Below are 16111 nucleotides of genomic sequence, written 5' to 3'. Positions count from 1 at the left end.
CTCTTCTTTTGAATTAGGCTTCAAATAATTCAATTTCTTTGCTTTCAGGAGTTAACGTAACAATCGCTTTGCGACGTTTGTTTGTATATCCAGCGAAACGTCCCATGCGTTTGAATTTTCCTTTATAGTTCATAATGTTGACTTTTGCTACCTTCACGTCGAAAATTTCTTCGACAGCTTGTTTCACTTGAGTTTTGTTCGCTTTTACATCAACTTCAAAAGTGTATTTTTTTTGAGATGTTTGATCCATTGAACGTTCAGTAATGACGGGGCGCTTAATAATATCGCGGGCATCCATTATGCAAGCACCTCCTCTACTTTTTCAACGGCAGATTTTGTCATGATTAATTTATCATGATCTAGTACGTTTATTACATTGATGCCGTTCGTATCAACAACTGTCACTCCAGGAATGTTGCGAGCTGAAAGCAAAACGTTTTCGTCGGAACCATCCGTTACAACAAGCGCTTTTGTATCTACTGAAAGGTTTTTAAGGACCTTTACAAATTCTTTTGTTTTTGGAGCATCAAATTTCAACGCATCCACTACTACAATGTTATTTTCATTCACTTTAGAAGAAAGCGCTGATTTGATGGCCAAACGGCGCATTTTCTTTGGAAGCTTATAGCTGTAGCTGCGTGGTGTTGGTCCAAATACGGTACCACCTCCGCGCCATTGTGGTGCACGAATCGAACCTTGACGAGCGCGACCGGTTCCTTTTTGACGCCATGGTTTGCGTCCTCCACCGCTAACTTCGGAGCGATTTTTCACTTTATGTGTGCCTTGGCGCAATGAAGCTCTTTGCATTACGACCGCTTCATGCAATACATGTTCATTTGGTGTAATACCAAAGATGGAATCATTTAATTCGATATCTCCTACTTTAGTTCCGCTTTGATTGTATAAAGCTACTTTTGGCATTCCTGTTTCCTCCTTTCTTTCGTCAGATTTTATAATGATTTAACCGCAGTTTGGATTTTTACTAACGATTTTTTCGGTCCAGGAACATTGCCTTTAATAAGGATCACATTACGTTCAGGATCCACTTTTACGATTTCAAGATTTTGAATCGTTACTTGTTCTCCGCCCATGCGTCCAGGAAGTTCTTTTGATTTAAATACTCTGTTCGGAGCAATTGGACCCATCGAACCAGGGCGACGATGATAACGAGAACCGTGAGCCATTGGACCGCGAGATTGTCCGTGGCGTTTAATAGCCCCTTGGAATCCTTTTCCTTTAGTTACTCCTGTAACATCTACTACATCGCCTTCAGCGAAAATATCAACTTTGACTTCTTGACCAACTTCATATTGGCTGAGATCAACCCCGCGAATTTCGCGAATGAAGCGCTTAGGAGCAGTGTTTGCTTTTGCAGCATGGCCTTTTTGCGGTTTGTTAGCTAATTTTTCGCGTAGATCTTCAAATCCTAATTGAATAGCTTCGTAACCGTCCGTTTCAACTGTTTTCTTTTGCAACACAACATTCGGAGTTGCTTCGATAACAGTTACCGGAATTAAATCACCATTTTCTGCAAACACTTGCGTCATGCCAATTTTTCTTCCTAAGATTCCTTTTTTGGTCATCAGTCACACCTCCTAATAATGATCTGCTTTATCTTTACAATTTAATTTCAATGTCAACACCAGATGGAAGATCTAATCTCATAAGTGAATCAACAGTTTGTGGTGTTGGATTCACAATATCAATCAGACGCTTATGAGTACGCATTTCAAATTGTTCACGAGAATCTTTATATTTGTGCACCGCACGAAGAATTGTATAAACCGATTTTTCCGTTGGCAACGGAATCGGACCAGATACTGCAGCGCCAGAGCGTTTCGCAGTTTCCACAATCTTTTCAGCAGATTGATCTAAAATTCTGTGATCATAAGCTTTTAAACGAATGCGAATCTTTTGTTTTGCCATTATTTTCCCTCCTTCTCCGCCTATTTTCAAATAGACATTCTCCATGGAAATTTCCTCACACACTCGCCATGGCAAAGCGGCCGGGTGTGTCAGCAACCTTCCACTTCATCGCAGTCAAAAACCAACATTGTCTATTATACATAAAATACAGTACAATAGCAACACATTTTTGCACATACAAAGAGGCAAGCCGTAACCATTATACTTGGATAACATGATGAATTCAAGACGGCGGTAAAAAACGCCAATCCTTTGAGGATTCACGCTGGAAACCATTCAGCCCGCAAGATTCAAACTAATCGAGTAGGAGGGAGCGATTAACTCCCGTCCTCTCACACCACCGTACGTACGGTTCCGTATACGGCGGTTCAATTAAGATAATTGACGCAAGTCTTTATAACTTCCGTGAATAGCTGTTCTCTTTATGCCAGTGGTCACTCCACCCTCCAAGAGGTCTCCCACGGGATTCACCGCTTCCTCCCTCAAGTGAGGTACTACGTTTTCTGTGTTCATCATGACTCACTGAATACCAAGGGCTATTCTCTCTTAATTGTTCGGTCCTTCTTAGTTGTTCTAGACCAACTAATACTATGACCTCTGCTGACTTCTGACGGTTCAGCTACTTATCACTAAGTAGGTTATGAAGAGTACTTCACATATCCGCCAGACCTCCCCGGGTAAGTACATGCACTTTCACACCATCTATCCGCCTCATTTACTCGATATGACCTTCGACAGAAAGAGCTTTGTTTTGTTATGCAAACTCACTCAATCATACCTAGCCTTATATGAGGTTCGTGTTCCTCGGACCGGTGTTTTGCCTCCAGCTTCCTTCAGATTCCGCGTCACCACGGACACCCTTGCTCTTGGCTAACCTCTACTTCTGTCTTCGGGGTTCGGGACTTACACCCTATAGTTCATGTACATGCCGGGCGCACATAAAAAAGCAACAGGACGACTAATATCGCCTGTTGCTCTCATATTATAATAGTACCCGATGATTAATTATTCAATGACACTAGATACAGAACCAGCGCCTACTGTACGTCCGCCTTCACGGATAGAGAATTTTGTTCCTTCTTCAATAGCGATTGGCGCAATCAATTCTACTGTCATTTCAACGTTATCACCAGGCATAACCATTTCTACGCCTTCTGGAAGAGTGATAATTCCCGTTACGTCAGTAGTACGGAAATAGAATTGAGGGCGATAGTTTGAGAAGAATGGAGTATGACGTCCACCTTCTTCTTTAGACAAAACATATACTTGCGCTTTAAATTTTGTATGAGGAGTAATGGTTCCTGGTTTTGCTAATACTTGACCGCGTTGAACTTCTTCACGGGAAATACCACGAAGAAGGGCACCGATGTTGTCACCAGCTTCTGCATAGTCAAGAATTTTACGGAACATTTCAACCCCAGTAACAGTCGTTTTCTTAAGTTCATCAGATAAACCGATAATTTCTACTTCGTCTCCGATTTTCAATTGACCGCGTTCTACACGACCAGTTGCAACAGTACCGCGTCCAGTGATAGAGAACACGTCTTCTACTGGCATCATGAACGGTTTGTCAACTTCACGTTCTGGAGTTGGGATGTATTCGTCTACTGCATCCATTAATTCAATAATTTTGCTTTCCCATTCAGGATCTCCTTCTAAAGCTTTAAGAGCAGATCCTTTGATGACAGGAATGTCGTCACCAGGGAATTCATATTCAGAAAGAAGATCGCGAACTTCCATTTCAACTAATTCAAGTAATTCTTCGTCGTCAACCATGTCGCATTTATTTAAGAATACAACGATGTAAGGAACACCTACTTGACGAGAAAGAAGAATGTGTTCGCGAGTTTGAGGCATAGGACCATCAGCTGCAGATACAACAAGGATAGCTCCATCCATTTGTGCTGCACCAGTGATCATGTTTTTAACATAGTCAGCATGTCCTGGACAGTCAACGTGCGCATAGTGGCGTTTGTCTGTTTCATATTCAACGTGTGCAGTAGAAATAGTAATACCGCGTTCACGTTCTTCAGGAGCACCGTCGATTTGATCATATGCGCGAGCTTCTGCTTTACCTTGTTTAGCAAGAACAGTGGTAATAGCAGCAGTCAAAGTTGTTTTACCATGGTCAACGTGACCGATTGTACCAATATTAACGTGTGGTTTTGAGCGATCGTATTTTGCTTTACCCATTAGGGAATCCTCCTTTTACAAAATAAGGTTAAGTATATATATGGGGCTTTGAAGATAGAAGTATCCCTATCTTCAAAGATACCATAACTTACAATGTTATTTATACTTTATTGCTCACTATAAATCAATTATTCGCCTTTATTTTTTTTAATAATTTCTTCAGCGATGCTCTTCGGAACTTCTTCGTAATGATCGAAGTGCATAGTGTATGTTCCGCGGCCTTGAGTGTTGGAACGCAAGGATGTTGCGTAACCAAACATTTCAGCGAGCGGTACAAACGCTTTTACAACTTGAGCATTTCCGCGAGCTTCCATGCCTTCCACTCTTCCGCGTCTGGAAGTGACATCGCCCATGATATCTCCTAAATATTCTTCAGGAATAACAATTTCTACTTTCATGATTGGTTCAAGAAGAACCGGATCACATTTCGAAGCAGCGTTCTTCAACGCCATAGACGCCGCAATTTTGAACGCCATTTCACTGGAGTCGACATCATGGTAAGAACCATCAAAGAGTTTTGCTTTGATGTCAATCAAAGGATAACCAGCTAAAACACCGTTTTGCATAGCGTCTTCCAAACCGGCTTGTACAGCTGGGATATATTCACGAGGAACAACTCCTCCGACAATCGCATTTTCGAACTCGAAACCTTTTCCTTCTTCATTTGGCGAAAATTCGATCCAAACATGTCCGTATTGACCACGACCACCGGATTGACGAACGAATTTTCCTTCCACTTGAGCAGATTTACGGAACGTTTCGCGATAAGCAACTTGAGGAGCACCTACATTCGCTTCTACTTTGAATTCCCGTTTCATACGGTCGACGATAATATCAAGATGAAGTTCTCCCATACCTGCGATAATGGTTTGACCTGTTTCCGTATCAGTATGGGCATGGAATGTTGGGTCCTCTTCTTGAAGCTTGCTTAATGCGATGGACATTTTATCTTGGTCGGCTTTTGATTTCGGCTCAATAGCAACCTTAATAACCGGATCCGGGAATTCCATGGATTCCAAAATAATTGGGTTCTTTTCATCACATAGAGTATCTCCAGTTCCAGTATCTTTTAAACCAACAGCCGCTGCAATATCTCCCGCATAAACGGTTGAGATTTCTTGGCGGTGGTTAGCGTGCATTTGAAGAACACGTCCAACGCGTTCACGTTTATTTTTCGTCGAGTTCAATACATAAGAACCAGAGTTCAACGTTCCAGAATAAACACGGAAGAACGTTAATTTACCAACATAAGGGTCAGTCATTACTTTAAACGCCAAAGCAGAGAATGGTTCGTCATCGCTTGCATGGCGTTCTTCTTCTTCGTCTGTATTCGGGATCGTTCCTTTAATAGATGGAATATCCACTGGAGACGGAAGATAATCGATCACACCGTCCAGCATTAGCTGAACACCTTTGTTTTTAAAAGCAGAACCACAGAACACAGGGAAGAATTCAACATTGACTGTTGCTTTTCGAATAGCTGCTTTTAATTCTTCGTTTGTAATTTCTTCACCTTCAAGGTATTTCATCATTAAGTCTTCATCCAGTTCCGCAACAGCTTCGATTAGTTTGTTACGATATTCTTCTGCTTGTTCTTTGCAGTCATCTGGAATTTCACGTTCTTCGATACTAGAACCTAAATCGTCAGCATAATAGTATGCTTTCATTTCAATCAGGTCAATAATCGCTTCAAATTGATCTTCCGCACCAATTGGAAGTTGGACAGGATGCGCATTTGCTTGAAGACGCTCATGAAGCGTTTTAACAGAATATAAAAAGTCTGCTCCGATTTTGTCCATTTTATTGACAAACACAATACGGGGAACTCCGTATGTAGTAGCTTGGCGCCAAACAGTCTCTGTTTGCGGTTCAACCCCGGATTGGGCATCAAGAACAGCTACGGCACCGTCAAGTACGCGCAAGGAACGTTCAACTTCTACAGTAAAATCCACGTGCCCAGGAGTATCGATGATATTAATACGATGACCTTTCCATTGAGCAGTCGTAGCGGCAGAAGTGATCGTAATACCGCGTTCTTGTTCTTGCTCCATCCAGTCCATTTGGGATGCACCTTCATGGGTTTCCCCAATTTTATGAATGCGTCCCGTATAGAAAAGAATACGCTCAGTTGTTGTTGTTTTACCGGCGTCAATGTGAGCCATGATACCGATATTGCGAGTCTTTTCTAAGGAGAACTCTCTTGGCATGTTGTCTTTCTCCTTCCTTCACAAAATAATAAAATAAATCCCGCTAGCAATCTCCCGATCATCTCGTAAGTTTCAAGGAGATTCAGAACAAAAATTCAGGTCCAACACCCTTATCCATCATAAGGGGATAAATAAATCCCCTCTGACGAAATTTCAAGAAACAGCAAGTGTCGGTCCATTCTTACCAACGATAATGTGCAAAAGCTTTGTTAGCTTCAGCCATTTTGTGAGTATCTTCGCGTTTTTTCACTGCTGCACCTGTGTTGTTGGCAGCATCCATAATTTCGTTGGCTAAACGTTCTTCCATTGTTTTTTCACCACGAAGACGAGCATAGTTCACTAACCAACGAAGTCCTAAAGTGGTGCGACGTTCTGGACGAACTTCAACCGGAACTTGATAGTTGGCTCCACCAACACGACGTGCTCTTACTTCTAATACAGGCATGATATTTTTAAGTGCTTGATCAAACACTTCCATAGGATCTTTGCCTGTACGTTCACGAATGATATCAAATGCAGAATAAAGAATTTTTTGCGCTTTTCCTCTTTTTCCGTCGATCATAATTTTATTGATCAAACGAGTGACTAGCTTTGAATTGTAAATGGGATCTGGCAAAACGTCTCTTTTTGCCACTGGTCCTTTACGAGGCATATGATTTCCTCCTTTCGATACTGATTATTTGTGCATTATTTTTTCTCTTTTGGTTTTTTCGTACCGTATTTTGAGCGGCCTTGTTTGCGGTTTTCAACACCCGCAGTATCTAATGCTCCACGAATAATATGATAACGAACCCCTGGTAAGTCTTTTACACGTCCTCCACGAATGAGCACAACGCTGTGTTCTTGGAGGTTATGTCCGATACCAGGAATATAAGCAGTAACCTCAATACCGTTTGACAGACGAACACGAGCGTATTTACGCAATGCAGAGTTCGGTTTTTTCGGAGTCATTGTACCAACACGTGTACATACTCCGCGCTTTTGAGGCGAAAATACATCTGTTTGTACTTTCTTAAAGCTGTTTAATCCTTTATTAAGCGCCGGAGATTTAGATTTAGTTATTTTAGATTTACGAGGTTTGCGTACTAATTGGTTAATTGTAGGCATGAAATTTTCCTCCCTTCGTTTTTGTTTAAGCCCACACATCCAGGTGGTTCATTTTTTGGCAAAAACAAAGTTTTTGTAGTCATCTACAAAAACGCTATTCATTGACAATAGCAACAGCCGCTGCACCAACATCGATCCCACAAGCTTTTCCGAGCTTTTTCATCGAACTGACATAAGTAATAGGTACATTCGATTGTTTCGCTTCTTGAATCACTGCTTCGACGACTCTGCTATCAGCGTCGGAAGCAACGACTACTTCTAGGGCACGATTATTCTTGATGGCTTTTGCTGTTTGTTTTGTTCCTATAATCACTTTTTTTGCCTGTGCTACTTTTTCATAAGACATATTGAAACATCCTCCAAAGTAACAAGGTATAGATAGGAGCACCTTGAATATAGTAACACTTTCAATTTTTAATGTCAACGTCAGAATGAAAATTTTCATCCGGCACCGGTGAAGACCGGCGCCGGATAGGTGATTAATTTTGTGCTACAGGCTGTTCCTCTTTTTCTTTAGCTTTTTTTGTAACAACCGGTTCTGATTTGCGATAACGCTGCATTCCCGTACCTGCTGGAACAAGCTTACCAATGATGACATTTTCTTTCAATCCAAGCAATTCGTCCCGTTTGCCCTTGATGGCAGCATCTGTCAACACGCGAGTTGTTTCTTGGAACGAAGCTGCGGATAAGAAAGATTCTGTTTCCAAAGATGCTTTTGTGATTCCTAACAGCACCGGACGACCGGTTGCAGGGGTCTTACCTTCCAATAATACTTTTCGGTTTGCTTCTTTAAATTGATGTATATCCAGTAATGAACCTGGAAGTACATCGGTATCACCGGCATCAATGACACGTACTTTCCGAAGCATTTGTCTTACCATAACTTCAATGTGTTTATCGCCGATTTCAACCCCTTGCATACGATAAACTTTTTGAACTTCTTTCAACAGATATTCTTGAACCGCGGACACATCGCGAACTTTGAGCAATTCTTTCGGATCGATGGATCCTTCCGTGATTTCCTGTCCACGTTCTACTTTATCATTCACACTTACTTTTAATCTTGCGGTGTAAGGAGCTGTATAAGTTCGAGTTTCAACTTCGCCTTGAACCACTATTTCGTATTGACGATCTCGACCTTCGTTAATCGCTGTAACGACACCGTCAATTTCAGAAATAACCGCTTGCCCTTTCGGATTACGGGCTTCAAACAACTCTTGGACACGTGGCAAACCTTGCGTGATGTCGTCTCCTGCTACACCACCTGTATGGAATGTACGCATTGTTAATTGCGTACCAGGTTCCCCGATGGATTGAGCAGCGATAATACCGACAGCTTCGCCGACTTCCACTTCCTGTCCAGTCGCCAAGTTGCTTCCGTAACATTTTTTACATACGCCATGGCGTGTGTTGCAAGTGAAGGCAGAACGGATCCAAACTTGTTCAATTCCAGCATCCATAATCTCTTTTGCTGTATCTTCTGTAATCAATTCGTTTTCGCGAACAAGAATTTCTCCTGTTTCCGGATGTTTCACCGTTTTTCTGGAGTAGCGGCCAACAAGACGTTCTTCTAAAGGTTCGATTACTTCTGTACCATCTTTGATCGAAGAAATTAACAAACCGCGATCCGTTCCGCAATCTTCTTCCCGGACAATGACATCTTGCGCAACGTCGACCAAACGTCGTGTTAAATAACCAGAGTCGGCAGTTTTCAACGCCGTATCAGCAAGACCTTTACGAGCACCGTGAGTGGAAATGAAGTATTCGAGTACGGTTAAACCTTCACGGAAGCTGGATTTAATCGGCAATTCAATAATCCGGCCAGCCGGGTTTGCCATTAAACCGCGCATACCAGCTAACTGCGTAAAGTTCGAAGCATTACCACGGGCACCGGAATCACTCATCATGAAGATTGGGTTTGTTCTATCTAAGTGTTCCATCAATCTGCCTTGGATTTGATCTTTGGCAGCACTCCATATGGAAATAACCCGATCATATCGTTCATCTTCTGTAATAAGACCTCGTTTGAATTGTTTCATGACCGTATCGACCTTAGCTTGAGCTTCTTGCAAAATTTGCGGTTTTTCAGCCAATACGACGATGTCGGCAATACCGATCGTAATTCCTGCTTTTGTAGAATATTTGAAACCGAGGTCTTTCATCCGGTCAAGCATCTTCGAAGTTTCCGTGATTTTGAAACGTTTAAACACTTCCGCAATGATGCTTCCCAAGATTTTTTTCTTAAACGGTTGGATAAGCGGTTGTTTTTTAATATGTTCTTTCACATCCACCGTTGGATCCACAAAATATTTTTCCGGCGTTTTACCTTCCAAATTTTCTTTTGTTGGCTCATTAATGTATGGGAATGTGTTTGGCAAAATTTCGTTGAAAATAAGTTTTCCTACAGTCGTAATCAATAATTGTTTATTTTGTTTTTCTGTAAAGGTTTGGTTATGAAGCGAACCGGCATGAACCGCAATACGAGAGTGCAAATGAACATAGCCATTTTGATAAGCGATCAAAGCTTCGTTCGCATCTTTGAAGACCATTCCTTCTCCGACTGCATTTTCTCGTTCAAGCGTTAAATAATAGTTACCAAGCACCATATCTTGAGATGGCGTTACGACTGGTTTACCATCTTTAGGGTTCAAGATGTTTTGAGCAGCCAACATCAACATCCGGGCTTCTGCTTGTGCTTCTGCAGACAAAGGAACGTGAACAGCCATTTGGTCTCCATCGAAGTCCGCATTATAAGCTGTACAAACAAGCGGATGAAGACGAATGGCGCGACCTTCTACCAATGTTGGTTCAAACGCTTGAATTCCTAAACGGTGAAGCGTTGGGGCACGGTTCAGCAATACAGGATGTTCTTTAATGACTTCTTCTAGTACATCCCATACTTCTGGTTGAACTCGTTCAATTTTTCTTTTAGCGCTTTTAATGTTGTGCGCTAATCCTTTTTCAACAAGCTCTTTCATTACAAAAGGCTTAAAGAGTTCAAGCGCCATTTCTTTCGGCAGTCCGCATTGATACATTTTTAAGTTCGGACCTACAACAATAACAGAACGACCAGAATAGTCAACACGTTTTCCTAGCAAGTTTTGACGGAAACGACCTTGTTTCCCTTTCAGCATATGAGAAAGAGATTTGAGCGGGCGATTTCCAGGTCCAGTTACAGGTCGACCGCGACGTCCGTTATCGATAAGAGCATCGACTGCTTCTTGCAGCATTCTTTTTTCATTTTGAACAATAATATTAGGAGCACCTAAATCTAAAAGACGTTTTAACCGATTGTTTCTGTTGATAACCCGCCGGTACAGATCATTTAAGTCGGAAGTAGCAAAACGTCCTCCGTCAAGTTGAACCATTGGGCGCAGTTCAGGAGGAATAACCGGAAGAACATCTAAAACCATCCATTCCGGTTTATTGCCGGAATTACGGAAAGCTTCCAATACTTCCAATCGTTTAATAGCACGTGTTCTTCTTTGCCCTTGAGCTGTTTTTAATTCTTCTTTTAATGTTTCTACTTCTTTATCCAAGTCGATGTCTTGTAAAAGCTTTTTAATAGCTTCTGCACCCATTGATGCTTGGAATTTATTTCCGTATTTTTCTCTATACGTACGGTATTCTTTTTCAGAGAGGAGTTGTTTTTTCTCTAATGTTGTTTCCCCAGGATCCGTCACAACGTAAGAAGCAAAATAAATAACTTCTTCTAGGGCTCTAGGCGACATGTCCAAGACAAGTCCCATGCGGCTTGGAATTCCTTTGAAATACCAAATGTGGGACACTGGCGCAGCCAATTCAATATGGCCCATTCTTTCCCGACGAACTTTCGATTTAGTGACTTCCACACCGCAACGATCACATACAACACCTTTATATCTCACTCTTTTATATTTTCCGCAATGGCATTCCCAGTCTTTTGTTGGACCGAAAATACGTTCACAGAATAAGCCGTCTTTTTCTGGTTTGAGAGTTCGATAGTTAATCGTTTCGGGTTTTTTTACTTCACCGTAAGACCAAGACCGGATTTTATCCGGAGACGCTAGACCGATTTTCATATACTCGAAATTATTTACATCTAGCAAGGGGCCTACCTCCCTTTTTATATAGAGCTTTGCAAGTTTTAAATCGTTCCTCCCTATTTTGTCATCCGGGAGGAACGACCTATCTGCCAAAAATCTTTTCTGAGTCTATAGAACGACCGAGCATCATTCTTTAGTGCCGACTTTTTCCGATTCTTCATTGCCTTCCGTCACAATGTTTAAAGAGTCAACTTGCTGAATATCGTCTTCATCTTCCAGCTCTTTCATTTCAATTTCTTTTTCATCACCTGAAAGAATTTTGACATCTAAACCTAAACTTTGAAGTTCTTTGATCAATACTTTGAAAGATTCAGGAACTCCCGGTTCAGGAACATTTTCTCCTTTAACAATAGCTTCGTATGTTTTTACACGGCCGACTACATCGTCGGATTTCACCGTGAGGATTTCTTGTAGCGTATAAGCTGCACCATATGCTTCCAGCGCCCACACTTCCATTTCTCCAAAGCGTTGCCCACCAAACTGTGCTTTCCCACCAAGTGGTTGTTGGGTGACGAGTGAGTATGGTCCTGTTGAACGAGCGTGCAGTTTATCATCGACCATGTGAGCCAGTTTGATCATATACATGATACCAACTGATACACGGTTATCGAACGGTTCCCCAGTCCGGCCATCGTAAAGAATGGTTTTGCCATCTCTAGGCATTCCTGCTTCTTCGATCGTTTCCCATACGTCATCTTCACGGGCACCATCAAATACAGGAGTTGCAACATAAATTCCCAATTTTTTGGCAGCCATTCCAAGATGAAGTTCTAACACTTGCCCGATGTTCATCCGTGATGGCACCCCTAATGGGTTAAGCATGATATCGAGAGGGGTTCCGTCCGGTAAAAACGGCATATCTTCCTCAGGCAAAATGCGTGAGATAACCCCTTTGTTACCATGGCGTCCAGCCATTTTGTCTCCTTCATGGATTTTCCGTTTTTGAACGATATAAACACGAACCAACTGATTGACGCCAGGTGGTAGTTCGTCTCCATCTTCACGGTTAAAGACTTTTACATCCAAGACAATTCCGCCGCCGCCATGAGGCACTCTTAAAGAAGTATCTCGGACTTCGCGGGCTTTTTCACCAAAAATGGCGTGCAGCAAACGTTCTTCAGCCGTTAATTCTGTAACGCCTTTAGGAGTTACTTTTCCTACTAGAAGGTCACCGTCTTTTACTTCAGCGCCAATGCGGATAATTCCACGTTCATCTAGATTTTTCAGCGCATCTTCCCCAACGTTCGGAATATCGCGGGTGATTTCTTCCGGTCCAAGTTTTGTATCGCGTGACTCGGATTCATATTCCTCGATGTGGATCGATGTATAAACATCATCTTTTACGAGGCGTTCACTCATGATAATAGCGTCTTCATAGTTATAACCTTCCCAAGTCATAAATCCGACCAAAACATTACGACCTAACGCTAATTCACCTTTATCCATGGACGGACCGTCAGCTAAAATTTCACCTTTTTTCACTCGATCTCCGACTTGGACAATAGGACGTTGGTTGTAGCACATACCTTGGTTAGAACGAACAAATTTCAGAAGACGGTATTTATCCAAGTCGCCTTTTACTTCTTGGCCATCCACTTCTGATACACGACGAACCCAAATTTCTCTTGCCTCTACGTGTTCAACAATACCGTCATGCTTACAGATAACAGCAGCCCCTGAGTCTCTTGCTGAAACATGTTCCATTCCTGTTCCAACAATTGGTGCTTCAGGCTGAATGAGCGGTACTGCTTGACGCTGCATGTTGGCTCCCATTAAAGCACGGTTGGAGTCGTCGTTTTCAAGGAACGGGATACATGCCGTTGCCGCAGACACAACTTGTTTTGGCGAAACATCCATGTAATCAACACGTTCTTTCTTGACGACCGTGTTTTCGCCTCTGATACGCGCAACGACTTCATCATCAACAAACGCTCCATTTTCATCTAAACGGGCATTTGCCTGTGCAACGACATAATTATCTTCTTCATCAGCCGTTAAATAATCAATTTGGTCAGTCACTCTTCCGGTTTCCGGATCTACGCGGCGATACGGAGTTTCAATAAAACCGAAACGATTGACTTTTGCGTAAGTAGAAAGAGAGTTAATCAACCCGATATTCGGACCTTCAGGGGTTTCAATTGGACACATACGACCATAGTGGGAATAGTGAACATCCCGTACTTCAAAGCCCGCACGTTCCCTCGTCAATCCACCTGGTCCCAATGCTGATAAACGACGTTTATGTGTTAATTCTGCAAGAGGGTTGGTTTGATCCATAAATTGAGACAGCTGAGAACTTCCGAAAAATTCTTTGATCGACGCGATGACTGGTCGAATGTTAATTAATTGCTGAGGCGTAATCGTATTGGTATCTTGAATGGACATTCTTTCACGAACAACACGTTCCATTCTCGATAAACCAATGCGGAATTGATTTTGCAGCAATTCACCTACCGAACGCAAGCGACGGTTTCCTAAATGGTCAATATCATCAGTATGTCCCACACCATACAGCAAATTAAAGAAATAACTAATAGATGCAATGATATCAGCTGGAGTGATGTGTTTTACATTCTCATCCGGCACCGCATTGCTGATAATGTTGATTACTTTGTCTTCATCACTGTTGGGGGCATAAACTTTTATGGATTGGACCACGATATCGTCTTCCAAGACACCGCCCGTTTGGCGATAGGTTTTAAAACCAATACCATTTTCGATGTTAGGCAAAATTTTGTCTAAAGTCCGGCGATCTAAAACGGTTCCTTCTTCGGCAATAATTTCTCCCGTCTCAGGATCAACAAGTGTTTCTGCCAGACGTTGACCGAAAATGCGGTTTTTAATATGAAGTTTTTTGTTAATTTTATAGCGTCCTACATTGGCCAAATCATACCGTTTCGGATCGAAAAAGCGGGAAATTAATAAGTTTCTAGCGTTTTCAACCGTCGGCGGTTCGCCCGGACGCAGGCGTTCATATATTTCAATAAGAGCTTTTTCCGTATTGTCTGTATTATCTTTTTCTAATGTATTTCGAAGATATTCGTTGTCACCAAGCAACTCGATGATTTCTTGATCAGAGCCAAAACCAAGAGCCCGTAGAAGAACCGTAACAGGCAGTTTTCTTGTCCGATCAATACGTACATATACGATATCTTTGGCATCTGTTTCGTATTCAAGCCAAGCTCCGCGGTTCGGTATAACAGTTGCTGTAAATCCCTGTTTTCCGTTTTTGTCCATTTTACCGTTGAAGTAAACGCTTGGCGAGCGGACCAATTGGGAAACAATGACCCGTTCAGCACCGTTAATGATAAACGTTCCCGTTTCCGTCATAAGCGGGAAGTCACCCATGAATACTTCTTGATCTTTCACTTCGCCTGTTTCTTTATTGACTAAACGCACCTTTACTCGAAGAGGAGCAGAGTAAGTTGCATCTCGCTGTTTCGCTTCTTCCACCGAATACTTTGGTTCACCGAGACTATAGTCGATAAATTCCAAAGATAAGTTTCCAGTGAAATCCTCGATCGGCGAAATATCCCGGAACATTTCTCTTAGTCCCTCATCAAGAAACCATTGATAAGAGGATGTTTGAATTTCAATAAGATTCGGCAATTCCAAAATTTCTCTAATACGCGCGTAACTTCTACGTTGGCGGTGTCGTCCGTATTGAACTAGTTGACCTGTCAACTGATTCACCCCTCAAATCAAGCGTTTTAGTTGCATCTATCCTTTTATGTCGGGGATAGCCCCTAACAACTAAGGCAAAAAGAAAAAGGTTTTTTCTTAGAAAACCTCAAATTCACAAGAACTAGTTATTATATTATCTTTTCCATAATACCCAAAATTTAACCATCAGCTTATTTTTTCAATTAAGACTTGGATAATATATTGGCATTTTATAATATTAACACAACCATTATTTGTCGTCAATGTTTTTCTGCTTTTAAAACGTAGTAACCTTTCTTTTTCTCTTCAACGGAAACGGATTGAAACAGTTCCTCCAGTTTTCTCATTGCTGATGGGGCGCCCTGTTTTTTTTGGATCACCGCCCAAAACTCTCCTCCGGGTTGAAGTTTATCATAGCTTTGCGAAAAAATTCTATGGACAATCGCCTTGCCCGCTCTTATCGGGGGATTGGTCAGTATAGCAGCAAAGCCATACTCTTTTACGTTATCCAAACCATCGCTTTCATAAATCTGTACATTTTCAATGCCATTCATATCTGCGTTTTCCTTTGCAAGCGACAAAGCGCGCAAATTGATATCGACCATATGCACCGTTCTTTCGGGACAATAAGCAGCAACCGCCAACCCAATAGGACCGTAGCCGCATCCGACGTCGAGTACCGGACCTTCTAAACGAGGCGCTCGAAAACTTTCAATCAGTAAACGCGAGCCAAAATCGACTTCCTTTTTAGAAAAAACTCCGGCATCGCTTTTAAAATGAAAGGAATGATTTTTTAATTGATAATCCCAGTAAATCGGGTTGCTTTTGATTTCGGGGGAACGCGAAAAATAATGATCTGCCAAATTGTATCCCCTCCAAAGGAGTGATTGCGAAGAATTGGTTTAAGAAGAAAAAGTGCAAAAAAGCCCG

At 41.9% G+C, this 16111-nt stretch carries 12 protein-coding genes; all 12 read right to left on the bottom strand.

Annotation, left to right across the window (positions count from 1 at the left end):
* Nucleotides 1–13 precede the first annotated feature (13 nt).
* Nucleotides 14–298 carry a 50S ribosomal protein L23 gene (gene rplW / locus BSM4216_RS00660; protein ID WP_048622375.1) on the bottom strand — a complete coding sequence of 95 codons (285 nt, stop codon included), beginning with the start codon at nucleotides 296–298 and terminating at the stop codon, nucleotides 14–16.
* On the bottom strand, nucleotides 298–921 hold the full coding sequence (gene rplD / locus BSM4216_RS00655) for a 50S ribosomal protein L4 (protein WP_048622374.1): 624 nt from the start codon (nucleotides 919–921) through the stop codon (nucleotides 298–300). The genes rplW and rplD overlap by 1 nt, the downstream gene beginning before the upstream one ends.
* A 29-nt stretch (nucleotides 922–950) precedes the next feature.
* Entirely contained in the window at nucleotides 951–1583 is a 633-nt protein-coding gene (gene rplC, locus BSM4216_RS00650; RefSeq protein ID WP_003354782.1) for a 50S ribosomal protein L3, read from the bottom strand.
* Nucleotides 1584–1617: 34 nt separating this feature from the next.
* Nucleotides 1618–1926: a 30S ribosomal protein S10 gene (gene rpsJ / locus BSM4216_RS00645; protein ID WP_003354783.1), complete on the bottom strand. Its 309-nt coding sequence runs from the start codon at nucleotides 1924–1926 to the stop codon at nucleotides 1618–1620.
* Between the two features lie 1005 nt (nucleotides 1927–2931).
* Nucleotides 2932–4119: an elongation factor Tu gene (gene tuf / locus BSM4216_RS00640; protein ID WP_048622373.1), complete on the bottom strand. Its 1188-nt coding sequence runs from the start codon at nucleotides 4117–4119 to the stop codon at nucleotides 2932–2934.
* 128 nt (nucleotides 4120–4247) lie between these two features.
* Nucleotides 4248–6326 carry an elongation factor G gene (gene fusA, locus BSM4216_RS00635; RefSeq protein ID WP_048622372.1) on the bottom strand — a complete coding sequence of 693 codons (2079 nt, stop codon included), beginning with the start codon at nucleotides 6324–6326 and terminating at the stop codon, nucleotides 4248–4250.
* A gap of 181 nt (nucleotides 6327–6507) precedes the next feature.
* The gene (rpsG, locus tag BSM4216_RS00630; protein ID WP_003354790.1) at nucleotides 6508–6978 is read right to left on the bottom strand and encodes a 30S ribosomal protein S7; all 471 of its coding nucleotides are present in this window, start codon (nucleotides 6976–6978) and stop codon (nucleotides 6508–6510) included.
* Nucleotides 6979–7013: 35 nt separating this feature from the next.
* Nucleotides 7014–7433, bottom strand: coding sequence for a 30S ribosomal protein S12 (gene rpsL, locus BSM4216_RS00625; protein ID WP_003354791.1), 420 nt, complete (start codon nucleotides 7431–7433; stop codon nucleotides 7014–7016).
* A 94-nt stretch (nucleotides 7434–7527) separates the two neighbouring features.
* Nucleotides 7528–7779 (bottom strand): 50S ribosomal protein L7ae-like protein, encoded by a 252-nt coding sequence (locus BSM4216_RS00620; protein WP_003354792.1) that lies wholly within the window; start codon nucleotides 7777–7779, stop codon nucleotides 7528–7530.
* A gap of 133 nt (nucleotides 7780–7912) precedes the next feature.
* Nucleotides 7913–11521 carry a DNA-directed RNA polymerase subunit beta' gene (gene rpoC, locus BSM4216_RS00615; protein ID WP_048622371.1) on the bottom strand — a complete coding sequence of 1203 codons (3609 nt, stop codon included), beginning with the start codon at nucleotides 11519–11521 and terminating at the stop codon, nucleotides 7913–7915.
* Nucleotides 11522–11644: 123 nt separating this feature from the next.
* Nucleotides 11645–15202 carry a DNA-directed RNA polymerase subunit beta gene (rpoB, locus tag BSM4216_RS00610; protein ID WP_048622370.1) on the bottom strand — a complete coding sequence of 1186 codons (3558 nt, stop codon included), beginning with the start codon at nucleotides 15200–15202 and terminating at the stop codon, nucleotides 11645–11647.
* A gap of 239 nt (nucleotides 15203–15441) precedes the next feature.
* Complete coding sequence (locus BSM4216_RS00605; protein ID WP_048622369.1) at nucleotides 15442–16044, bottom strand: class I SAM-dependent methyltransferase; 603 nt, start codon at nucleotides 16042–16044, stop codon at nucleotides 15442–15444.
* Nucleotides 16045–16111 lie beyond the last annotated feature (67 nt).

This window comes from Bacillus smithii (genome assembly GCF_001050115.1).
Classification (GTDB): Bacteria; Bacillota; Bacilli; order Bacillales; family DSM-4216; genus Bacillus_O; species Bacillus_O smithii.
This window is presented reverse-complemented; position numbering and strand designations above follow the sequence as displayed.

Coding starts and splice junctions, on each gene's coding strand:
- rplW (WP_048622375.1), bottom strand. CDS start 298: ATGGATGCCCGCGATATTATTAAGCGCCCCGTCATTACTGAACGTTCA.
- rplD (WP_048622374.1), bottom strand. CDS start 921: ATGCCAAAAGTAGCTTTATACAATCAAAGCGGAACTAAAGTAGGAGAT.
- rplC (WP_003354782.1), bottom strand. CDS start 1,583: ATGACCAAAAAAGGAATCTTAGGAAGAAAAATTGGCATGACGCAAGTG.
- rpsJ (WP_003354783.1), bottom strand. CDS start 1,926: ATGGCAAAACAAAAGATTCGCATTCGTTTAAAAGCTTATGATCACAGA.
- tuf (WP_048622373.1), bottom strand. CDS start 4,119: ATGGGTAAAGCAAAATACGATCGCTCAAAACCACACGTTAATATTGGT.
- fusA (WP_048622372.1), bottom strand. CDS start 6,326: ATGCCAAGAGAGTTCTCCTTAGAAAAGACTCGCAATATCGGTATCATG.
- rpsG (WP_003354790.1), bottom strand. CDS start 6,978: ATGCCTCGTAAAGGACCAGTGGCAAAAAGAGACGTTTTGCCAGATCCC.
- rpsL (WP_003354791.1), bottom strand. CDS start 7,433: ATGCCTACAATTAACCAATTAGTACGCAAACCTCGTAAATCTAAAATA.
- BSM4216_RS00620 (WP_003354792.1), bottom strand. CDS start 7,779: ATGTCTTATGAAAAAGTAGCACAGGCAAAAAAAGTGATTATAGGAACA.